Here is a 21,151-nt window from a genome sequence, read left to right on the forward strand (position 1 = left end):
GAAATGATGCGTAATTTACGATTGACTTTTGTTCTGATAGTCCTCTCGCTATGTATCTCAGGCTGTGCTTCAGATGTTAAGGATATTGAGAAATTGAATTATGCATCGGCAATTGGCGTGGATTACAAGGATGGAAAATATCACGGTTATATCCAGTTTGTTGATTTTCAATCGATCGCTAAATCGACTGAAGGAAAGAAGCAAACAGCGAAAATTTGGGTGGGCGAGGGGGTAGGAAGCTCTTTTGAAGAGTCCTTCTTTGCCCTATATCAAACCGCGCAAGAACGAATTTATTGGGGGCATTTGACTTCTGTTATCGTGAGCGAAGCGGCTTTCAAAAGAGGATTTGGAGAAATCTACGATAGTATTGTTCGTTATTATGAATTTCGTTTAACGCCTTGGGTATTCGGGACAAGAGAATCGGTAAAGGATATTCTCAGCACAGGTGGTTTTCTAGGACAGTCTCCGCTGAGCACCATTCTCCATGAACCGGAAGGAATTTATGCTCAAAGCTCTACTATAAAACCGATTAAGCTCCACCGATTAATCGGAGAGATATATGAACCTGGCTATACTTCTTGTATTCCAGTACTAGCTGTAAACAACAAGCAATGGAAGGAAAAAAACCAAAACGAGCCCAAACTGATGATTGATGGGGCTATATTTCTCAAAAACGAAGCTTATCAAAGCTACATCCCATTAAAAAAACTGTCCGGACTGCGCTGGATGCAACAGGGGACGATTCGTGCAGGTGTATCTGTACCTAAAAATACGCAGGAAACCGTTCAAATTGTTGTTGAAAATCCTAAAACCAAGTTGAAGCTTGTAAGTGCGGAAGGAAAACCTAAATATAATATTGAGATAAAAGCGAAAGCTTATATCGTAAGCCAGACCAAGAACAGCTTTCTTGGGCTGCAGCAATTAACTGACGAGACGAAAAAAACAATCGATCAAGAAATTGTTGAGTTATTCCGTACAGGAAAAGAGACGAAGACAGATGTCTTAAATCTTGAACATGATTTATATCGACACCATTACCGTCAGTGGAAAGCCAGCTCTCCGGCAGGGGAACTTCTGTTAAAAGAAAATCCAATTGATGAAGTCAAAATTGACTTGAATATTGTGCATTCGAGTTCTGAAAAATATTCCGTTTCAAACCATAAAGACCCTTCGAAATAATACAAAGCGATGCTGTGTTCATTTCAAATAACCAAACTGCCGTGAAATTTCTTTAGCCGTTTTTAAGACTTTATTCGTATAGGAGATAATTCGATTTTCATCCATACGATGTATGGAGCTAATTAAAGTAAGTGCGGAAATAACCTGACCGTTCGAGTCTCGAATTGGAGATGAAATGGAAACTAAGTTTTCGTTGAATTCCCCAATTACGACGCAATAATCCTGTTTCCGAATTCGTTTCAGTTCCTCTTTCAACAGGGAGGGGTCAGTAATTGTTTTTGAAGTAAACTTGCTAAGAGGTTGGTTCAACATTTTGTTCATTTCAAGCTCATTTTGAAAGGCTAGTAGCATTTTTCCGGAACTCGTGCAATGTAGCGGATTTCTCCCTCCCACAAAAGAACCAATGTCTTCTTTACTTGAACCCTCTCTTTGATAAATATAAGCTACTTCATTTTCCTCCAATACAGCTATTCGGAGTGCTTCGGAGGTTTCTTGCGCGAGGCGCTCAATGAAGGGGCTTGCTGCTTCAGCTAAGTCCTCAAAGGACATAACCATAACATGATATAACGATACGATGCGTTGGCCAAGTCTGTATTTATGAGAAACTGGATCTTGAAAAACAAAACCTTCGCTCAGCAAGGTAGACAGAAGGCGGCTGGTTGTACTTTTACCTAGACCTAATTCTTTGGCCAGCTCCGTTAGTCTTTTATCAGGCGTTTGCACAGTAAACAATTTTAATAAACGTAGTGCGTTTTTAACAGAAGAGAGCGTCTGCGGATTTGTATTCGGCACGAGTTGAAACCCCATTCTCCGATTTATATTTTAATTTAATAATTCCGTATACAGGAACAATTACATTGTTTGCGTCGACTTTGCCTATTATTATACATACATAAGAGCTCTTATCCAATCACGTTTTTTGAAGGAGGAGTAGTTGACAAGTGGAACATTTTTGATTTTGCAATCAGACTCAATCATGATTTAATAACGCTTACAAATTTGCAAGAGGAACGAACGTTTGAATGAACTGCTTGATAAAATTAAACAGACCATATCGTGAGTCTGCACCATAAGGGAATGAACAAAGCTGAGCAGTAAAATGCAATATGAAAGCGCTGTATATTTAAATGATTTCGAACGTGAAAACACGAGAAAAGGGAGCTGAATAAATCATGGTTATGGATGAAGAGTACAAAAAATTAGTTTCTTTGATGGAACAACGAGTTGAGGTCAACAAGCATAAAGGGCTTGATATTGTCATTAAAAAAATTCCGGATTCCGATGTAGAAGGGGATCTGGACCCAAGGGTGATGAATGTTACTTTGGATATGCTGAAGGCGATGGCTTCYGGACCCAAGATGGATTTTGGTTCACTCGCTGCGGTTAACATCGGTCAACTCAGAGCTATGATGGGATGGCCAAACGTAGATGTTACCGTTACCGAAATTGAAACAGAACATAAAACGATTGATGGCAAAGACGGTCCGATTCCGATCCGTATCTATTCGCCGCAAAAGAGCGGGCCTATGCCAGCAATTGTGTTTTTCCATGGTGGAGGGTTTATCGGCGGTTCTGTAGATAGTGTTGAAAACCCGTGCAAGTGTTTGGCAGAAAAAGCAGGGGCCGTTGTGGTGAACGTTGACTACCGCTTAGCGCCGGAGAATCCTTATCCTGCCGGACTTACCGATTGTTTTGATGCGGTTAAATGGGTATATGAGCATGCAGCTGAAATCAATGTCAACCCGGAACAAATTGGAGTGGCAGGCGACAGTGCAGGCGGGAATTTGTCAGCTGTGTGCTCTCTAATGGATAGGGATTTAGGAACCGGTATGATTAAATATCAGGCGTTGCTCTACCCTACGGTTAGCATGAGCGGCGTTGCTACCGATGATTTTGAATGGAATTTGGAAGAGTATACCGTTAACCACAACCACGAACTTATTCAGGGAATCATACGAGCATTAGGCAGTTCTACGGGGCTTGAGAACATTTATTTGGATGGAAATACTAAAGTAACCGATCCTTATGTATCACCGTTGTTAGCAGACGATTTGAGCGGTTTGCCAGCAACCCTTATTATTGAAGCGGAATATGATTATCTGAGATTGGAAGGCGAGGCTTATGCCAGAAAATTAATCAGATCAGGTGTCAAGACGAAGATGATCAGGTACAACGGTGTAGACCATGCTTTTATGGACAAAATAGGGCTATATCCGCAAGCGGAAGATTGTATGAACGAAATCGCAAAAGGATTAAATGAATTGTTTGCTTAACAAATGATCACCGTAACCTTGAATAGAGGCTGTTTCAAAAGTAGAACTACTTACTTTTGAAGCAGCTTTTTTTGTTTTGTGAACAGATGATTATGCACTATAGATGACTCTTTCGAGTCATTTGGTTAAAAGTATACGTTGTTAAAATAAGAGAAGTACTTTTAGGAGAGTAGGTGAACCATTGCGAAAAATAATTATAGCAGCGGGGTTATTGTGTTTCATTCTAGTTTGCTTAGCAGCTTGCTCTGCTTCGGCTCCAGTGACAAACGACCCTGCAGCCATTGAGGTGGACTTGAGGACAGATCCTGACAAGCCAGTATCAGGCTCGCCGATAGAACTTATGGCAGATTTCACGGGAGCTGAGCTCACCGATTCCTCAGGGATGACATTTGAAGTCCGCGTGAAAGAGGAGCCTGTGTTTATTGAGGCAAAAAAGGAAGGACAAAATGTATTTAGCGGCACGTACACATTTCCAGAGCCGGGTACATACGAGGTCTACATGCATCTGTATACCGACGATATCCATGTGACGAAAAAGAAGCAGGTAGAGGTGCAATGAGAGCAGCTGTACAGAAATTAATGTTTGGTTTAATTGTGGCAATGCTGCCTATTTTGATTGGGGCAAGCAGTGTAAAGGCTGAAGCAACGGCGAAATCGTTGCAGATGTTGATTAATGAGGCCCAGGCAGGCGATATTCTGCTGCTTTCTTCAGGAACATATGAAGGCCCCATAATGATTGATAAACCGTTACAACTGGCAGCAGAGTCTGGCGCAGAGGTTACGATTAAAAATACATCTGAAAAATCAGCCATACTAATAAAGGCTAACAACGTTTCTATCACTGGAATTAACATTTTGGATGAGAAGATTAAGAGAGACCCTACTATTTTAGTGCAAGCGAATGGCGTTTTACTGGATGGTTTGCAGATACACACCGGCTCCTTTGGTATCAAGATGAGGAAAGCAAATAACGGTGAAGTTCGAAACACAAGAATTGATTGGGTTGGCGTAGCTCAGAATCGTCCATTGAAACTATCTGACAAAGGAAATGGAATAGATCTTTATGAGTCAAATGGGAATAACTTCAATGGGAATATGATTTCTTCTATGCACGATGGTATTTATATGGAGAATAGCGATGATAATTTAATCGAAAATAATCATTTTGAGCTGCTGCGTTATGGTGTGCATTGCATGTATACCAAAGGGACGGTCATTCGCAATAATTACGGCAATCTGAACATTACTGGAGCAATGATTATGGCTGTTCGTGATGTCGAGGTTTCTGGAAACCGATTCAATAAACAAAGTGAAAGTGTTAATTCACAAGGCATTTTATTGTTTGACGCACATGATACATCAATCATAGGCAATCATGTCGAGGGAAATCGCGTCGGGCTTTATGTAGAACAATCCACGCAAAACAAAATAGAAGACAATGCTGTAATCGGTAATTTTATTGGGATACAGCTGCTAGATGCTAAAGATAATGTGATCACTAAAAATCAGTTTGTAGGTAATGTGGCAAGCGCAGAAGCAAAAAATAGTATTGGCAATGCGCTAGACGGTAACTACTGGGATTCCTTCCAAGGCATTGATACGGATGGCGATGGCAGAAGCGAAATAGCCTATGCATTAAATCCTTTTTTTCAAAGTCTTGTTAAAGCGAAGCCAGGTTTTCAATTGTTTTTTCAGTCGCCAGGTATGATCTTTCTCGAAGATCTCTATCAGTCGGATAGACAGCTCTGGTCAACAGACCTTTCTCCGTTGATGCAGCCAAATGGGAAACAGAATGCTATATTACCGACACAAACGCTGCTTCATTCTGCATTAGTTGGCAGTGGACTTTTGATTTTGGCGTTTTTTATCATGTATATGGGGGTAAGAAAAAGATGAAAACAGGACGATTAGGTGCAGCACTTTTTTTAATTGTTATTTTGATGCTGGCAAGCGCTTGTGGAGCCAAGGAATACAAGCCGCAAGCAATTAACGAAGAAACGGATAAATGCGTCATCTGCAATATGGCAGTAAAGGATGATCCTTACGCAACCCAAATCATAACAAAGGACGGTCAGTCTTTAAAATTTGATGACATCGGATGCATGAATAAGTGGAAAGTTGAGAACGGAACCGAAACATTAGGTGCAGAGTTTGTTAGAGATCATAATAGCGGAGATTGGGTTAAATATGAGAAAGCTTATTATGCTTACGATGCTGAGTATATTACTCCAATGGCTTATGGCGTTATTGCCTTTGAGGATATAGCGTCCGCTCAAGCTTACATCGACGAGCAAGGAAAGGGACAGCTGCTTAGCTCGGATGAGCTTGCTCATCATAAATGGGAAGTTAACCGAGAAATGATGGATATGGAAGACATGGAGAAGCACAATGAAAGCATGCATTCCGATGGAAGCAAAGATGAGATGGACATGGGCCATGAAACGGAAGGTAACCAGTCGTGATTCAGACGATTTATTTTGCAATAAGGGAATTGAAGTTAGGGTTTCGCAATCCGTGGGCCTATTCTTTTATGGGTCTTTTTGCATTATTTATGCTCTGCCTGCTCTTAATTAACGCGCAAGGTTATGTTCAGGGCTATTCTGGCATTACCGGAACAACGCTTAATCTAGTCTTATATTTATTGCCATTGATGTCCCTGCTGCTCGGCTCGTTTTCTTTGACCGCAGAGAAGGAGGACGGGAGCTGGGAGCTATTATCGACATATCCTATCAGCACCTGGTCATTTATGCTCGGAAAATACTTAGGGCTTGCAGTTGTGCTGCTAGTTATCGTGTTTGTAGGTTTTGGCGCTGCGGGTCTTCTTGGTTTAGCTGCTGGATCAGGCTTTGGATTGCTGACATATGTGCAGCTGCTATCCTTTTCCGCCAGCATTGCTTTGTTTTTTCTTGCCATTGCTCTGCTCATAGGTACACTCGCGAAAAATCGCTGGCAAGCTTTAACGATAGGTGTAGCCATTTGGTTTTTTGCTATTATCGGCTGGCCGCCATTGCTTATTTCCGTCCTTGGCTTCATGCCATATCCCGTTATCAAGCCAGCAGTTACTGTACTCACTTTTGTTAATCCGGCAGAGCTTTCCAGGCTTTTTACAGTAGTGAAGCTTGGTGGGGGAGCCATATTAGGTCCGGAATATTATGAATGGATCAAATGGATCAAGCAGCCTGCGGGGAGTATAGGTTTCGCTTTTACAGCTGTTCTATGGATAGGATGCGTGATCACAGCTGCACAGTTCATTTGGGAGAGGAGGCGATCACGTGCCTGATCCTTTAGTGAAGCTTGAAGGCGTCAAGAAATCAATAAAGAAACAAGTCGTCATTAATGCGCTTGATTTGAACGTGGAACGAGGTCAAGTTTTGGCTTTGTGCGGAGGAAATGGCGCAGGCAAAAGTACGATTTTAAGAATGATCGCAGGTATATCACAGCCTGACAGCGGTATTATTGCTGTTCAAGGCTTGCGCTGGAAAGATGATCGCAAGCGTTATGCTGCGCTTATAGGTTACATGCCGGATGATTTTCGGTTTGGTACTGGTTTAACAGCTTATGAAACACTTGCGTTTTGGGCATCGCTGCGAGGGGTACCAAAACATAGAGTACGGGAAGTACTGGAGGAAGTAGGCCTTGCGGATACTGGGAAAAAATCAGTATCCTCCTTCTCGAAAGGAATGCGACAACGTGTATTGTTTGCACAGGCTTTATTGGCCAAGCCGCCCATTGTATTGATGGATGAGCCTACTAATGGTCTCGATCCATACTGGATTGAAACCTTCGTACGTATGGTGAAAGAAATCGCAGCGAATGGCCAAACAGTTATTTTTTCAACCCATCAGCTTCATGTGGCAGAGGCGCTTGCAGACCGAATTGCTCTGTTAAGAGGCGGTCATATTGAGCTTGAAGGCTCTTCTGTACAGATTCGGGAGCAATTAGGCGCGAGAGGACTTCAGGATGCATTCGCAGAGTGGTTTGGATTAACGGGCAGCCTTAACGGATTTTAATTATTCCCTCATACACAAAACAAATCCCCCGACCTGTTTAGGCGGGGGATTTGTTGCATCTATTCTTTAATGATGATGTCCGCTCTCCACAGGTGCAGGTTCACCAGAATGTTGTGCGCTCTCCAGCATTGCTAGCTTTTCAATCGCGTCCTTGCCAATCGCAAAGCGCTTGGCCGGCATAACCTGATCGTTTGCAAAATGAATGCGAGATTGGACAACATAAAGGCCTTCCTTGGCAATTGAATGCGTGACACTATATACGCCAGGCGATAATTGTTCTGCTTGTATGGTCACGGCGGAAGACTGGTCGTCTTCCTGCCAGATGATGAATTGTGCTTGATCTGCGTTTATCATCGGCTTACCGCTCTTAAGGACTTCTACAGAGAAATGGTTTGGTTTTACAATTTCGACGTTCTCAGGCAAAAGAAGATTAACGGTTAGATGAGGCGGTAGACCGCTCTCGTCAACTTCAGCAGATTTGGCAGTGCAGCTACATAACAATACGACAAGAAGAAGCGGCAATGCCGACTTATACAAACGGCGGATGGTTACATTCATAAGTACATTCTCCTTAAGCTTAGACCGAGAACCAGTGCCGTAGCGACTTTATTCTGCGGAGGATGAATAAATCGAGGATAAGAACTACAAGAATCGATAAGCCAACTAAGGGCATTAAAGCGCCGCAAGCCAACATGATGATCAGTACGCCAATCGTTATTTTTCTGCTCTTTGGTTTGGCTGGAGCGCCAAGTTTGCCTTCAGGCTTACGCTTGCGCCACATGACATAAGAGCTTATGGCTACCAGGATAAGTCCCATACAGGCAATTAATCCAAGCAGCTGATTGGCTAAGCCAAATAGGGTGCCTTCATGAAAAGCGATGCCATATGAAATCGCTTTGGCCATCATTCCATAATCTGCAAAGCGTACATCTGTCAGCACTGCTCCGCTATATTGATCGATGTGAAGCGTTGCATCCTTACCCGGTGTGGGATGTGATGTGGATACAGTAAAAACACCGCTCTCTCCCATAGGGATTGTAATCGTGTAGGGTTTCAGAACATGACGCTGTTCAGCAATAGCTTCCATTTCATTTATGCTTAAAGGTACATAACCCCCTAGTACAGAAGCAGGAACGGGTAAACTTTCTGCTGCCCAAGGCAAATCCTCGGCAATATCTTTGGCGACCGTAACGGATTCAGGTTTTGCGCCGAAGATGGAAGCAAAGGGTGGCGTATTCGTGTTCGTTGAATTAGCCAGCTTATCGATTTGTCCACCCATAATCCCAGACCATGGCAGTCCTCCAGCTATAATGACTAACAAAACGAGGGATATCCAAAATGCAGGAACCGCATGCAAATCTCTCCAGAAAATACGGCTTCCGGGTTTACTGAGCCTTGGAAGAATAGTTCCCCATATGGCAGATTTATTGCGTGGCCACCAAAGGAATAAACCGGTCAATATCATGATGATCGCCCAGCATGCTGCAAGCTCTACAAGCCGGTTGGCAAAGGTACCGCCTATAACTARCTCGCTGTGCATTTTTTTGAAAAAAGCGGAAAATGTTTTGTCACTGTTCATCATGCCAAGTACATTACCAGTGTAAGGATCCACGTACATCGTTGTGGAGGTTCCATTCCGGCTTACCGACATTTTGTAGCTTGATTTAGGATCATCGTCGAGCGTAATCGACGATACTATAGTACCTGGATAAGCTTTTGTTGTTTTCTCAATAATTCCTTCAGGCGGCATCTTGGTTGTTCCAACTTCACGAACAGTAAGCATATCTTTGTACAAATATCCCTCGATTTGCGGTTTGAATAAATAAACGGAACCGCTGAATGCTAAAACAATCAAGAAGGGTGCAAAAATAATGCCTGCGTAAAAATGCCATCTCCACACAGACTGATGAATGGCTTGGCCTATTCCTGTTGACGCACGTTTTTTCATCCCGGGTTCAGATGTGTTTAATTTTTCAACTGGCATATTGCTCATAAAACGTTACCCCGTTCCTGTAATAATAAAATCTCATTTATTATAACGTCATGAAGGATAACATCGGATGACTCAATAGAGCTATCATTTCAAATATTTTAAATCTAAAAAAAGGTGTAAATATCACAATAGTATACTTTTAGATACCCTGTTCCTCGAAAGTACGTACTTCCATTACCTATTTAAAAGAGTAATAATAGAGTTATAACAAAAAGTAATTAACTTTAATTAAATAAGAGAGAGGTTGATATAGAGTGGAAAAATATCGTATTGATCAAAGCAAAGGAATAGAATTTGGGCTTTACTCGCTAGGGGATCATTTGCCCAACCCGCATACGGGTGAGCGGATCTCTGCACAGCAGCGCATTAAAGAAATCATTGAAGCGGCCAAACTATCTGAACAAGCAGGTCTTGATGTGTTCAGCGTTGGTGAAAGCCATCAGGAATACTTTGTATCCCAAGCCCATGCAGTTATTCTTAGCGCTATCGCTCAGGCAACAGATAAAATTAAAATATCAAGCTCAGCATCGATTATAAGCACTTCCGATCCCGTTCGTGTTTATGAAGACTTTGCGACGATCGATTTGATATCGAATGGACGAGCAGAAATCGTGGCTGGCAGGGCATCACGAATCGGATTGTTTCAATTGCTTGGGTATGATCTTCGTGATTATGAAGAGCTGTATGAAGAGAAATTCGAGCTGCTAAATGTAATCAATAATCAGGAGACTGTTACTTGGAATGGACAATTTCGTGCTCCTCTTAACGATGCGAAAATATTGCCACGGCCGTTAAACGGCTCTTTACCGATATGGCGTGCAGTAGGCGGATCACCAGCTAGTGCGATAAAAGCTGGAATGGCAGGGGTGCCAATGATGCTGGCGACATTAGCGGGTCCGTCATCAAGCTTTAAATTATCAGTTGACGCCTACCGAAGAGCTGCTGAACAAAGTGGTTTTGACCCAACAACGCTGCCAGTTGCAACCACTAGCTTGTTTTATGTAGCGGAAACCTCACAGCAAGCGATGAAGGAAGCTTACCCTCATGTTAACAAAGGTATGGAATTTTCTAACGGACGCGGTTTTCCGAAGCAGCATTTTGCTCAAGGTGCCGATACCCGCAATGCTTTGATGGTCGGAAGTCCTCAAGAAATTATTGAAAAAATACTATATCAATATGAGCTATTTGGTCACCAGCGTTTTCTCGCTCAAATAGAATTTGGCGGCGTATCATTTGAAAAAATCATGGAGATGATTGAAACCATTGGCACTGTTATTTTACCCGCAATAAAAAAATATACAGCAGCGAAATAATAGGAGGGATTCATTATGAAAATCGTTGGTTTGTCGGGATCAATCGTGGGCTCAAAAACAAGAACAGCAATGAATTACACTTTGGAATCGGTCAAAAAGCAATACCCTGATGCGGAAGTGACGTTAATTGATTTGGCCGATTATACGATTCAATTCAGCGATGGTCGCAATTACTTGGAATATGAAGGTGATACGGGCTACGTTACGAAAACCATTATGGATGCAGATGCCATTATTATTGGGACACCCGTCTTTCAAGCTTCCATTCCAGCTACTTTAAAAAATATTTTTGATTTGCTGCCCGTTAATGCTTTTCGCGATAAAATTGTGAGTATGCTTGTAACAGCTGGGTCATCCAAGCACTATTTAATTGCAGAACAACAATTGAAGCCAATTTTAGCTTATATGAAAGCTCAAATCGTGCAAACCTATGTGTTTATTGAAGAGAAGGACTTTCAGAGGAAAGAAATTGTGAATGACGATGTTATCTTTCGAATTGAGCGTTTGGTGGAGGATACCGTTGTATTGACCGACACATTTACCAAGATTCGTGAACAGAAAGAAGAAAAGTACGATTTTTAAGACAGCTATTTGAAAACGTTGCAGTCCCGCTGTGCCATAGAGTAAAAAGATGAACTGCAGAGTTCATCTTTTTTACTTAAAGGCTAGTTTGATTCTTTTTTTGCATTTTATACAAGGTGTGCTTGGTACCCCATTCGTGCATTATATCCAGAACAGGTTCTATGCTCTTGCCGTATTCCGTTATGGAATATTCTACTTTTGGCGGTACTTGAGCATATACTTTTCGAGAGATGATGTCCTCTTCTTCGAGCTCACGCAGCTGTTGGGTTAACATTTTCTGCGTTATTCCAGGTAGATTACGTTTCAACTCGCTGAATCTGTTGGTGCCCGAATGCATAAGATGCAACAAAATGAGGGGCTTCCATTTGCCTACTAAAATACTAAGGGCATCATTTACATTACATAACTCGGGCTGCTTGTCCATTTTGTTTCGTTCCACCTTACAGTATTTTTTTGTATACTATAGTACATATAAGCATGTACTTACTTTGATTGAGTTCATTATTCATATTAGCATCTTAAAGTGTGATTAGAAAGCCGTCATTGAAGTGTGCGCTTTTGCAGCCAAAATCCTCCATACGAATGGAGGTTATTTTGCGTTTATAATTAAGAGCATCTAGTTTCCAAACCGTAGTGTAAATGATATTATCCTAATGGTTGTACAATAAAATCAGGACTTTCAGTATCATCACATTTGTATGTTCTGAATACGCTGCAAGTGTTCACTTTTACTATTGGAGGCTTTATTTGTGAAAAAAAATGTTGACTCGGAGTGGGCAGAATCCCACTTTCCATTATATACGGCTGATAGTATTGATTCGATTTATAGTACGACGAATCGCCCAATGTATGAAATAAACGAGAGCTTAACGGTGCTGATTGCAATTGTCAGCGGCAAAGGCAGCCTTCGGATCAGGGATCAGCTCTACGAGCTGATGGAAGGCAGCGTTATCCTCGTACCAGCGAACACGGAGGCAGTACTAAGTGCAGATATGATGCATCCTCTTCATATGTACAAGCTTGCTATAAATACCCGTGAGCAGGCGAACTCTCAGTCAACAGGTACAATGATGAGAAAAAGTGAGGCAGCTTCCAATTCAAGCGTTCATTTTTTTCCAAATGAACCTGCGATTGCAGCATCTGTGGAGGAGCTATTTATTCACCGATTGCCAGGAAATGAAATCCGCCACGTACAGAATCAAATTGTGTTTCATCAAATTATTCTCCAATTGCTGGAGGGGCAAGAGGCTAAGTTTGCTTCAAGCGAAAAACCATCTATGGAACGCAGCATTGCTTATTTAGAGAGCCACTTTAGTGAAAAAATAACGCGTGAGCAATTAGCAGAAATTGCAGGTGTAAGTCGGTCTCACTACTCCATTCTCTTTAAACAGTTAACCGGGTTTTCGCCTAGCGATTACTTATCGCGCCTTCGTGTGCATCGTGCCAAGGAGCTATTGATTAGCGGTTCGGGCACGCTAAGGGAAATTGCTCTTAAGGTTGGCTACAAGGATGAGTTTTATCTCAGCCGGCGTTTTAAACAGGAAACAGGGGCAGCACCTTCGGCGTACAACCGAGGCACTTTCCAGAGAGTGGCTGTATTGCTGACACCTTATGCGAGCCATTTGCTCTTACTTGGTTTGGAGCCGGCGGTAATCATCTCAGACAGCAGTGAATATTTGAATACGTCCGGACTTCAATCGCCTCAAACCATGATGTTTATAAACGCTGACTGTTCGGCAGAACAAGTGAAATCGTTATTGCTCGAAAACAACATTGAGCTGATTATTGCGGCAAATCAGCATTTGGATGAGTATGGGCTGAATGCAGAACAATTACGGGCAGTTGCGCCTATTGTGGAAATATCGTGGATGGAATTAGGCTGGAAAGAGCATCTTCGTCTTATCGCTCAAGTTATACAGAGAAGAGATCGAGCAGAGCTGTGGCTAACAGAGTATCAGAACGAGGAACAGCTCGCGCGTTACTTGGTTCAGCAAAGCAGAGCCGCGCAAGAAATAATAACGATTCTCGTCATTAAGCCTGAACATTTGCTCGTTTATGGATCGCGCAATGTCGGATGTGTGATTTATCAATCGCTCGGATTACAGCCTCCTGCACGGATTAAAGAGGATATGGAGAAGCTTGGCGATAAATTTCATTCCATTCCGATTAAGATATCGGAGCTTGCACAATATGCTGGGGATCGAATATTAGTTATCGTTTTTCCAGATGCGAAAGGATCAACTGCTCATTCAGATGTAATATTCAAATCTAATTATTGGAGTCAGCTTCCTGCCGTACAGCATGGTAATGTACATCTGCTCAGCCATGATGAATGGATTCCCTACAATCCCGTTTCAATTCGTTTGCAGCTTCAACGCGCTGTATCTTTATTCACAAGCAACTAATAGTCCAAGTTAATTTCCCAACAAAAAGGCATGGATCAGAGCATAATGCATCCCTATAATAACGTTATGGTAATGAAAATGATAATTATTTTCAATGCCGATACATGATAGCAAAAGAAAAGGGAGAGAGTCATCTTATGAAAAAGCTTTTTGTTCCGTTCGTTCTATCTTTAGTTCTTATTCTGAGCGCTTGCGGCGGCAATCAAAACAATAATGCAAGCAGCACGCCTGAAGTATCATCCACGGATGCACCGAAAGATGAGGCATCACCATCAACAACCTCAGATTCGGGCACGTTTACTTATCAATCAGAAAATGGCCCTGTGGAAGTTCCGACCAATCCACAGCGCGTCATTGTAATTACAAGGTTCTTAACTGGTAACGTTATGGCGTTAGGCGTGCCGCTTGTCGGCGTGGATGAAATGTCCAAGGATAACCCAAACTTTAAAGAAAAGCTAGCGAATACAGAAGCAGTTACAGATGAAAGTCTTGAGAAAATTATCGAGCTGAATCCAGATCTTATTATTGGACTATCCGATATTAAAAACATTGACAAGCTTAAGCAAATTGCTCCTACAGTTACTTATACTTACGGCAAAGTAGATTTCTTAACGCAACAAATTGAAATTGGGAAGCTGTTGAATAAAGAGCAGGAAGCTAAAAATTGGGTCGATGATTTTAACGCGCGTACGAAAAAAGTTGGCGAAGAAATCAAAGCAAAAATCGGTGCGGATGCGACAGTTTCGGTTATCGAAACTTTCAATAAGCAGCTTTATGTTTATGGTGACAATTTCGGCCGCGGAACGGAAATCCTCTATCAACAATTCGGGCTAGGCATGCCTGAGAAAGTTAAAGAAGCGACGAAAGCAGAAGGATTTTTCGCAGTTTCAACGGAAGTTCTGAAGGACTACAGTGGGGATTATGTCATTTTCAGCAAAAACGCAGATGAAGACAATACGTTCCAAGACACAGAGACGTACAAAAATATTGCTGCTGTAAAAAACCAACACGTTTTTGAAGCTGATGCCAAAGCGTTCTACTTTAATGACCCGCTTAGCATGGAATATCAATTAGAATTTTTCATTCAAAGTTTTCTAGGAAAATAAAGTAAAGAAGAGAGTCCAATGAAAAGTAAACGACAATCTGTTTTAATTTCATATAAGCTCATAGGCTGCTTACTCATGCTTGTTCTGAGCTTCTTTCTATCCATGAAATTCGGAGCAGCGGATACGACATTTCGAGAGCTGTGGCTGGCTATCACGACCAACGTGAAGGACGATAATATTCTCGTCCTTCGCGAGATCCGGCTGCCTCGTGCGATAGCAGCGATATTGATCGGAGCTGCTTTCGCCGTATCCGGCGCTATCATGCAAGGAGTCACGCGCAATCCACTTGCAGATCCAGGCTTGCTAGGTCTTACTTCCGGCGCCAACATGGCGCTCGCGCTTGCTTTCGTGTTCATACCGGGGCTGAATTATTTCGGCATCATGCTTGCTTGTTTCCTCGGAGCTGCTCTTGGAGCAGCGCTGGTCATGGCTCTTGGCGCGACTCGGCGAGGAAAATTGTCTCCGATGCGAATTATACTTGCTGGAGCAGCCGTTTCAGCTTTTTTGTACGCGATCTCAGATGGCGTCAGCATCTTTTTCAAAATTTCCAAGGATGTAACGATGTGGACTGCTGGAGGATTGATCGGAACAACCTGGTGGCAGCTTCAAGCCATTGCACCGGTCATTCTTATTGGCATTGCGGCAGCTTTGGTTCTCTCGAACCAAGTAGGCATACTGAGTCTGAGTGATGAGGTAGCGACGGGGCTTGGACAAAAGCTGATGATGATCAAAGCGATTTTGTTCGTTCTAGTTATTGTACTTACTGGCGCTTCGGTTGCGCTTGTTGGCAATATGGCCTTTGTAGGTTTGATGATTCCGCATATCGTGCGTAGGTTCGTAGGTACCGATTATCGGCATGTCATGACCTTCTCCGCTTTTGCAGGAGCAATCTTCATGCTGCTTGCTGATATGCTGAGCCGGACGATTAACGCACCTTATGAGACGCCTGTAGCAGCTATAGTTGCTATGCTGGGTTTGCCTTTCTTCTTATTCGTCGTGCGTAGAGGAGGGAAAGCATTCTCATGACATTGTCAGCTCTCATTCGCAAACAACGCTTTATCCTGCTAGCCAGTTTAGTACTGATTGTTGTTACGGCTGTCATCAGCATGGGAGTAGGGTACTCTAAGCTGTCGTTTGACAGACTGCTTCCTGTGCTGCTTGGCCATGGCACCTTCAAAGAGGATTTTGTCTTGTTCTCCGTACGTTTGCCGAGGATTTTGATCACCTTGCTGTCGGGTATGGCTCTTGCACTGGCCGGCTCTATATTGCAAAGCGTCACTCGCAACGATCTCGCAGATCCTGGAATAATCGGCATCAATTCTGGAGCAGGCGTGGCGATTGCGATATTTTTTCTCTACTTTCCGATCGATGTAGGAACATTCGTTTATATTTTGCCGTTAGTCGCTTTCCTTGGCGCATTGCTCACAGCGGCTCTAATCTATTTTTTCTCGTACAGCCGAACACGCGGGCTTGATCCCATTCGACTGGTACTCGTCGGTGTCGGTTTCTCAATGGCGCTGTCGGGGATAATGATCGTCATTATTTCCTCAGCAGAACGCTCGAAGGTAGATTTTATCGCAAAATGGATTGCAGGTAATATATGGGGGGCGGATTGGCCGTTCATCTGGGCTTTGCTTCCATGGCTGTGCTTACTCATTCCGTTCACCTTGTATAAGTCACATCGGCTCAATCTTCTTTCATTGAACGAAGAAACAGCGGTTGGTGTCGGTCTAAAGCTTGAACGGGAACGTCTCGTGTTGATTCTAACCGCGGTTGCCGCATCTGCGTCAGCGGTATCGGTTACAGGAGGAATTGCCTTTGTTGGATTGATGGCACCGCATATTGCGAAAGCATTGGTTGGTCCACGCAATCAGCTGTTCATTCCTGTCGCTGTTTTGCTCGGCGGATTACTGCTGTTAGTGGCGGACACAATTGGCCGCAATATCGTCGATCCTGACGGTATACCTGCCGGTATCATGGTTTCATTGATCGGCGGCCCGTATTTTGTTTATTTACTGCTCAAAAAATAACAGTTTTCTAGCTTCATGAAAAGATTATTTGAAGAGAGCATTGCACCATTTTGGGCAAAAAACAGCATCTCGAGGACTTGTGTTAAACGGAGCACAGTTACTTAAATGTGTAATTTTTTCTACTTTTCAAAAATTGTTGTTTACGTTAGAACAGATTTTTGATAATATAATCGCAACATTCAAATGCGATGAAGAGATGAGTAAATAAATGAATTCTTTCACAGAGAGCTCCGTTAGCTGAAAAGGAGTAAGAGTTCCTTATTGAACAAAGACTTAGAGCAGCACATCGGAACCGGGTTACGGGGATGGTGTGACAGGAGCTCCTGTTACAGAGCTAGAGTATAAGCATGCGCTTGCATAGCCGTACTTGAAGAGGTTAATATGGCGACATATTGACGAATCTGGGGTGGTACCACGAGCATATTAATCTCGTCCCTAAGACTTACCATAGTCTTGGGGGTGGGATTTTTTTTATTGGTGCAAAGCTTACTCAACGTACATTGTATATAAGGTATAACAATTTAAAATATTCGAATCGTTAGTAGCAGAATGATTAAGCGATATAGAAAGGATTGAATATCTAATGACACAAAAATTAAAAGTAGGTATTGTTGGAGGAACAGGCATGGTGGGCCAGCGGTTTGTTGACCTGCTGGATCAGCATCCTTGGTTTGAGGTTACAGCTATTGCAGCTAGCGCCAGCTCGGCAGGTAAAACTTACGAGCAGTCAGTACAAGGCAGATGGAAGCTCACCAGCCCTATTCCTGAAGCTGTAAAAAATATTGTCGTTCTGGATGCTTCGAAAGTAGAGGAAGTTGCTAATCAGGTCGATTTTGTTTTTTGTGCAGTCGATATGAAAAAAGATGAAATCAAAGCGTTGGAAGAAGCTTATGCAAAAACAGGCACGCCTGTTGTATCCAACAATTCAGCTCACCGCTGGACGCCTGATATTCCTATGGTCATTCCAGAGATTAATCCTGGTCATTTGGAAGTCATTGCAGCACAGAGAAAGCGACTTGGAACAGAAACTGGATTTATTGCTGTTAAGCCCAACTGTTCCATTCAGAGCTATGTACCTGCACTTCATGCACTGCTTGATTTCAAACCTCAAGTTGTCATTGCATCGACGTATCAGGCGATTTCTGGCGCAGGCAAAAACTTTACCGATTGGCCTGAAATGTTAGACAACGTTATCCCTTATATTGGCGGCGAGGAAGAAAAGAGCGAGCAGGAGCCTCTACGCATTTGGGGCAGCATCGAAAATAATGAAATCGTAAAAGCGAACGCACCTTTAATTTCTACACAGTGTATCCGCGTTCCCGTATTAGACGGACATTTGGCAACTGTATTTGTATCATTCGAAAACAAACCTTCGAAAGAAGAAATTCTCGATCGTTGGCAGCAATTCAAAGGTCGTCCGCAGGAGCTTGGCTTGCCAAGCGCACCGAAACAGTTTATTACGTATTTCGAGGAAGAGAACAGACCGCAAACGAGACTAGATCGTGACATTGAACAGGGCATGGGCGTTTCAGCGGGAAGATTGCGTGAAGACTCTGTATACGATTATAAATTTGTAGGACTATCTCATAATACAATACGTGGAGCTGCGGGCGGTGCTGTACTGATTGCCGAGCTTCTTAAAGCAGAAGGCTATATTCAGGCAAAGTATAGCAACGCATAAGCTTTTTAATAAGATTTAACAGGTTCATTATGATTAAAGACCATCCCTCGGGATGGTCTTTTTTTATATATCGAGTTGATTTTTTTAGCTGCTTTCCACGCCATTAGATTTACAGTAAGTTAATATGTATTTGAGATGGTGAAAACAATTCGTGCCTATAATTGTGGTATGTAGACTGTTTGTTACCGATTCGTTTTGTTTTGTTGAACAATTAAATGCTTTGAACAAGGAGAGATTGCATTGAAACGCATAGCGATTGATATGGATGAGGTAATGGCGGATACTGCGGGTGCGCATTTGGAATGGTACAACAGGGATTTTAACGATAACCTGCTGATTACGGATTTGCATGGAACAACCTTGTCGCAATTGAGGCCTCAACTAAAAAAAGAAATAGACCGTTGTTTTGACAATGAAGTTTTTTTTCGTGAACTAAAAGTTATTGAACATAGCCAAGAAGTCATACGCGAGCTCAGTCAATTTTATGAGATTTATATTACGACTGCTGCGATGGAGGTTCCGGCATCATTTAAAGCCAAGTACGAGTGGTTACTCGAGCACTTTAGTTTTCTGAACAATATGAATTTTGTGTTTTGCGGAAATAAGAGTGTCATTCACGCTGATTATTTGATTGATGACAATGTAAAGCAGCTTGAACGCTTTCGAGGTCAAGGCATTCTTTACGATGCTCCGCACAATATTCATAAGACCGGGTATGTTCGGGTGCATAACTGGGGTGAAGTAAGGGACTATTTCATGGACAAGGAACGACAAATAAACGATCTTAATGTAGAGAAGGATGGTTGAGCACTATGGAGCAAGGACGTGTTATGCACATTCCGCAGAGGCAGCAACCTGTAAATGTGTTGACGCATTGGATATTTGATTCTGTGAACACATTGTCTGGTTCGATTGAGGAAAGGAATTTGGTCTTAAACGATGTAAGTGGCAACGGGAATCATATTAAGATGGTTACGACGCAGGATGTTTTGGAGCAGCCTGATAAGGTTCTGCTTGGATGGATGGAAGGAAGCCTTGACGAAGCGGGATTAACTTTTCAAAATGATCGATGCAATAAAGGAAGCGGTAGTTATTTTCAAACGGTGGAGAATGCTCCCATTAATCATGACCGATTAGAACATGGGTACACGATTGAAGCAATCGTTCAATTGCCTGAGCCATTTCATGAGGATAAACATAGCTGGATGGGGGTGCTTACGAGACAGGGCAGGGGCGCTGACATCGGCAACTCGGGAGAAAATGAGCTGCTCGCGACATTGTCTGTTTCGAACTGCAAGGAATCCCAGTGGATATGTCATCCAACGAATCGATCATCCTCGGTAACGAGCTGGTCGCGTTATTTGAATCCAGGACAATGGCATCATATCGCAATTGTGAACGATAAGGAACAAACGCTAATGTATGTGAACGGTATTTGTGATTACAGCAGTCCTGCCAAATCAATTGTCGGCGTTTCTGGCGTTGAAGGTAAAGGATGGAATATTGGAGCTTCGGAGTGGGGAGGTCAATTGGATCAATTATTTTCCGGAACCATTCGAGAAATCCGTATCGCTAATGAGCCTCTGGACAGGGCAGATTGGTTGCAAAACATTAGTCCACAGCAAGTTCTTCAAGGTACGAATGAGCATGTTTCACTTCTGCAGCAGGAAACCAACTACAATTTTGCTTTTATTCCAGATGCTCAGAAGCTGGTCTACTTAAATCCAGAAATGTTTGAAGCACAGGTTGATTGGATTGTGAATAATGAGTTGAGCAGCAAAATTGCAATGACTGCCTATGTAGGTGATATTGTCGATCATAGTGATGCCTTAGAGGAGTGGGAACGTTCCACCAGTGCAATCTCTGCTATGGATCAGTCACGAACCCCGTATTTGATGACAGCTGGAAATCATGACTATAATGATGAAGATACGTATTTGAATTATTTTGGCCCAGAACGTTTTCTCAGCAAAGATTATTATAAGGGCAATTCACCATCAAGATATAGTTCATATGGCATTGTCCAGGCTGGAAGCTATCATTATTTATGGTTAATGGTAGATATGCAGCATCTAATGAAGGACTTGGCATGGTGTAAAATAGTGCTTGATGAACATGGCGATATGCCAACTATTCTTGTTTCGCATGATATTTTGTATACAACCGGTGATAGTCAAAATCTAATTTCACATGAATCGGAAAACGGGAAAATCATATGGGATGAGCTGGTTGCTCCCTATAACCAAGTGTTCATGACGGCTAATGGGCATTATAACGGCAATTTTCATCAAACAAGGCAGAACAATTCAGGTCACGAGGTTATACAGCTGCTAATCAATTATCAAGACAGCTACCGCGGCGGCAATGGTTGGATGAGATTGGCTCAATTTAACGAGAACGACAATCATATTTGTTTTCAAACCTATTCTCCTTGGGTGGACATGTTAGGGCAAAGCGAATCTTTGACCTATCCGGATTATCGCTATTTAACAGGAAAATATGATTCATTTACCTTTTCATTTGATTTTAAAAAACGGTTTTCCTTTGTGAATAATAGCTTAAGGCTAGAAATGGAGTGA

At 42.5% G+C, this 21,151-nt stretch carries 20 protein-coding genes and 1 other annotated feature; of the genes, 16 read left to right on the forward strand and 4 right to left on the reverse strand.

What is annotated here, in order from left to right:
• Positions 1 to 3 precede the first annotated feature (3 nt).
• Positions 4 to 1,179 carry a Ger(x)C family spore germination protein gene (locus AC1DM9_RS07870; RefSeq protein ID WP_477579377.1) on the forward strand — a complete coding sequence of 392 codons (1,176 nt, stop codon included), beginning with the start codon at positions 4 to 6 and terminating at the stop codon, positions 1,177 to 1,179.
• Positions 1,180 to 1,197: 18 nt separating this feature from the next.
• Here the strand turns inward: AC1DM9_RS07870 and AC1DM9_RS07875 are convergent, their stop codons facing one another.
• On the reverse strand, positions 1,198 to 1,971 hold the full coding sequence (locus AC1DM9_RS07875) for an IclR family transcriptional regulator (protein ID WP_477579379.1): 774 nt from the start codon (positions 1,969 to 1,971) through the stop codon (positions 1,198 to 1,200).
• A 386-nt stretch (positions 1,972 to 2,357) separates the two neighbouring features.
• On the opposite strand from AC1DM9_RS07875, the gene AC1DM9_RS07880 reads away from it, so the two are divergent.
• The 6 genes from AC1DM9_RS07880 (at position 2,358) to AC1DM9_RS07905 (ending at position 7,462) form a co-directional block, all read left to right on the forward strand.
• On the forward strand, positions 2,358 to 3,452 hold the full coding sequence (locus tag AC1DM9_RS07880) for an alpha/beta hydrolase (protein WP_477579760.1): 1,095 nt from the start codon (positions 2,358 to 2,360) through the stop codon (positions 3,450 to 3,452).
• A 259-nt stretch (positions 3,453 to 3,711) separates the two neighbouring features.
• Entirely contained in the window at positions 3,712 to 4,011 is a 300-nt protein-coding gene (locus tag AC1DM9_RS07885) for a hypothetical protein (protein ID WP_477579381.1), read from the forward strand.
• The gene (locus AC1DM9_RS07890; protein ID WP_441875130.1) at positions 4,008 to 5,348 is read left to right on the forward strand and encodes a right-handed parallel beta-helix repeat-containing protein; all 1,341 of its coding nucleotides are present in this window, start codon (positions 4,008 to 4,010) and stop codon (positions 5,346 to 5,348) included. The genes AC1DM9_RS07885 and AC1DM9_RS07890 overlap by 4 nt, the downstream gene beginning before the upstream one ends.
• Positions 5,345 to 5,914 (forward strand): nitrous oxide reductase accessory protein NosL, encoded by a 570-nt coding sequence (locus tag AC1DM9_RS07895; protein ID WP_441875133.1) that lies wholly within the window; start codon positions 5,345 to 5,347, stop codon positions 5,912 to 5,914. The genes AC1DM9_RS07890 and AC1DM9_RS07895 overlap by 4 nt, the downstream gene beginning before the upstream one ends.
• A complete protein-coding gene (locus AC1DM9_RS07900; RefSeq protein ID WP_477579384.1) occupies positions 5,911 to 6,732 on the forward strand; it encodes an ABC transporter permease in 822 nt (273 codons plus the stop codon). Before AC1DM9_RS07895 ends, AC1DM9_RS07900 begins: the two co-directional genes overlap by 4 nt.
• Positions 6,725 to 7,462: an ABC transporter ATP-binding protein gene (locus AC1DM9_RS07905; protein ID WP_477579386.1), complete on the forward strand. Its 738-nt coding sequence runs from the start codon at positions 6,725 to 6,727 to the stop codon at positions 7,460 to 7,462. Before AC1DM9_RS07900 ends, AC1DM9_RS07905 begins: the two co-directional genes overlap by 8 nt.
• Positions 7,463 to 7,528: 66 nt before the next feature.
• Here the strand turns inward: AC1DM9_RS07905 and AC1DM9_RS07910 are convergent, their stop codons facing one another.
• Both AC1DM9_RS07910 and AC1DM9_RS07915 read right to left on the reverse strand, forming a co-directional pair.
• Entirely contained in the window at positions 7,529 to 8,020 is a 492-nt protein-coding gene (locus tag AC1DM9_RS07910) for a FixH family protein (protein WP_477579388.1), read from the reverse strand.
• Positions 8,021 to 8,039: 19 nt separating this feature from the next.
• Positions 8,040 to 9,455: a PepSY-associated TM helix domain-containing protein gene (locus AC1DM9_RS07915; RefSeq protein WP_477579390.1), complete on the reverse strand. Its 1,416-nt coding sequence runs from the start codon at positions 9,453 to 9,455 to the stop codon at positions 8,040 to 8,042.
• 254 nt (positions 9,456 to 9,709) lie between these two features.
• On the opposite strand from AC1DM9_RS07915, the gene AC1DM9_RS07920 reads away from it, so the two are divergent.
• Both AC1DM9_RS07920 and AC1DM9_RS07925 read left to right on the forward strand, forming a co-directional pair.
• Positions 9,710 to 10,768 carry an LLM class flavin-dependent oxidoreductase gene (locus tag AC1DM9_RS07920; protein WP_477579392.1) on the forward strand — a complete coding sequence of 353 codons (1,059 nt, stop codon included), beginning with the start codon at positions 9,710 to 9,712 and terminating at the stop codon, positions 10,766 to 10,768.
• Between the two features lie 15 nt (positions 10,769 to 10,783).
• On the forward strand, positions 10,784 to 11,350 hold the full coding sequence (locus AC1DM9_RS07925; protein WP_477579394.1) for an NADPH-dependent FMN reductase: 567 nt from the start codon (positions 10,784 to 10,786) through the stop codon (positions 11,348 to 11,350).
• Between the two features lie 76 nt (positions 11,351 to 11,426).
• Here the strand turns inward: AC1DM9_RS07925 and AC1DM9_RS07930 are convergent, their stop codons facing one another.
• A complete protein-coding gene (locus tag AC1DM9_RS07930) occupies positions 11,427 to 11,774 on the reverse strand; it encodes a winged helix-turn-helix transcriptional regulator (RefSeq protein ID WP_475442594.1) in 348 nt (115 codons plus the stop codon).
• A 325-nt stretch (positions 11,775 to 12,099) separates the two neighbouring features.
• Here AC1DM9_RS07930 and AC1DM9_RS07935 point away from each other — a divergent pair, with 325 nt between their 5' ends.
• From AC1DM9_RS07935 to AC1DM9_RS07965, 7 genes are all read left to right on the forward strand, one after another.
• Positions 12,100 to 13,755 carry a helix-turn-helix domain-containing protein gene (locus AC1DM9_RS07935; protein ID WP_477579396.1) on the forward strand — a complete coding sequence of 552 codons (1,656 nt, stop codon included), beginning with the start codon at positions 12,100 to 12,102 and terminating at the stop codon, positions 13,753 to 13,755.
• Between the two features lie 137 nt (positions 13,756 to 13,892).
• The gene (locus AC1DM9_RS07940) at positions 13,893 to 14,861 is read left to right on the forward strand and encodes an ABC transporter substrate-binding protein (RefSeq protein WP_477579398.1); all 969 of its coding nucleotides are present in this window, start codon (positions 13,893 to 13,895) and stop codon (positions 14,859 to 14,861) included.
• Between the two features lie 18 nt (positions 14,862 to 14,879).
• Positions 14,880 to 15,887, forward strand: a complete 1,008-nt coding sequence (locus AC1DM9_RS07945) for a FecCD family ABC transporter permease (protein WP_477579400.1) — start codon at positions 14,880 to 14,882, stop codon at positions 15,885 to 15,887.
• The gene (locus AC1DM9_RS07950) at positions 15,884 to 16,891 is read left to right on the forward strand and encodes a FecCD family ABC transporter permease (protein ID WP_441875169.1); all 1,008 of its coding nucleotides are present in this window, start codon (positions 15,884 to 15,886) and stop codon (positions 16,889 to 16,891) included. Before AC1DM9_RS07945 ends, AC1DM9_RS07950 begins: the two co-directional genes overlap by 4 nt.
• A gap of 179 nt (positions 16,892 to 17,070) precedes the next feature.
• Positions 17,071 to 17,331: a binding site (T-box leader), on the forward strand.
• Positions 17,332 to 17,474: 143 nt separating this feature from the next.
• Positions 17,475 to 18,572: an aspartate-semialdehyde dehydrogenase gene (gene asd / locus AC1DM9_RS07955; protein WP_441875172.1), complete on the forward strand. Its 1,098-nt coding sequence runs from the start codon at positions 17,475 to 17,477 to the stop codon at positions 18,570 to 18,572.
• 240 nt (positions 18,573 to 18,812) lie between these two features.
• Entirely contained in the window at positions 18,813 to 19,379 is a 567-nt protein-coding gene (locus AC1DM9_RS07960; protein WP_477549454.1) for a 5' nucleotidase, NT5C type, read from the forward strand.
• A 5-nt stretch (positions 19,380 to 19,384) separates the two neighbouring features.
• Complete coding sequence (locus tag AC1DM9_RS07965; RefSeq protein WP_477579402.1) at positions 19,385 to 21,151, forward strand: LamG-like jellyroll fold domain-containing protein; 1,767 nt, start codon at positions 19,385 to 19,387, stop codon at positions 21,149 to 21,151.

It is taken from the genome of Paenibacillus sp. 01T431, assembly GCF_056398625.1.

What these genes read in the sequence shown, in the direction of transcription:
- AC1DM9_RS07870 (WP_477579377.1), top strand. Translation starts at nt 4, where the DNA reads ATGATGCGTAATTTACGATTGACTTTTGTTCTGATAGTCCTCTCGCTA.
- AC1DM9_RS07890 (WP_441875130.1), top strand. Translation starts at nt 4,008, where the DNA reads ATGAGAGCAGCTGTACAGAAATTAATGTTTGGTTTAATTGTGGCAATG.
- AC1DM9_RS07895 (WP_441875133.1), top strand. Translation starts at nt 5,345, where the DNA reads ATGAAAACAGGACGATTAGGTGCAGCACTTTTTTTAATTGTTATTTTG.
- AC1DM9_RS07910 (WP_477579388.1), bottom strand. Translation starts at nt 8,020, where the DNA reads ATGAATGTAACCATCCGCCGTTTGTATAAGTCGGCATTGCCGCTTCTT.
- AC1DM9_RS07925 (WP_477579394.1), top strand. Translation starts at nt 10,784, where the DNA reads ATGAAAATCGTTGGTTTGTCGGGATCAATCGTGGGCTCAAAAACAAGA.
- AC1DM9_RS07930 (WP_475442594.1), bottom strand. Translation starts at nt 11,774, where the DNA reads ATGGACAAGCAGCCCGAGTTATGTAATGTAAATGATGCCCTTAGTATT.
- AC1DM9_RS07940 (WP_477579398.1), top strand. Translation starts at nt 13,893, where the DNA reads ATGAAAAAGCTTTTTGTTCCGTTCGTTCTATCTTTAGTTCTTATTCTG.
- AC1DM9_RS07945 (WP_477579400.1), top strand. Translation starts at nt 14,880, where the DNA reads ATGAAAAGTAAACGACAATCTGTTTTAATTTCATATAAGCTCATAGGC.
- AC1DM9_RS07950 (WP_441875169.1), top strand. Translation starts at nt 15,884, where the DNA reads ATGACATTGTCAGCTCTCATTCGCAAACAACGCTTTATCCTGCTAGCC.
- asd (WP_441875172.1), top strand. Translation starts at nt 17,475, where the DNA reads ATGACACAAAAATTAAAAGTAGGTATTGTTGGAGGAACAGGCATGGTG.
- AC1DM9_RS07965 (WP_477579402.1), top strand. Translation starts at nt 19,385, where the DNA reads ATGGAGCAAGGACGTGTTATGCACATTCCGCAGAGGCAGCAACCTGTA.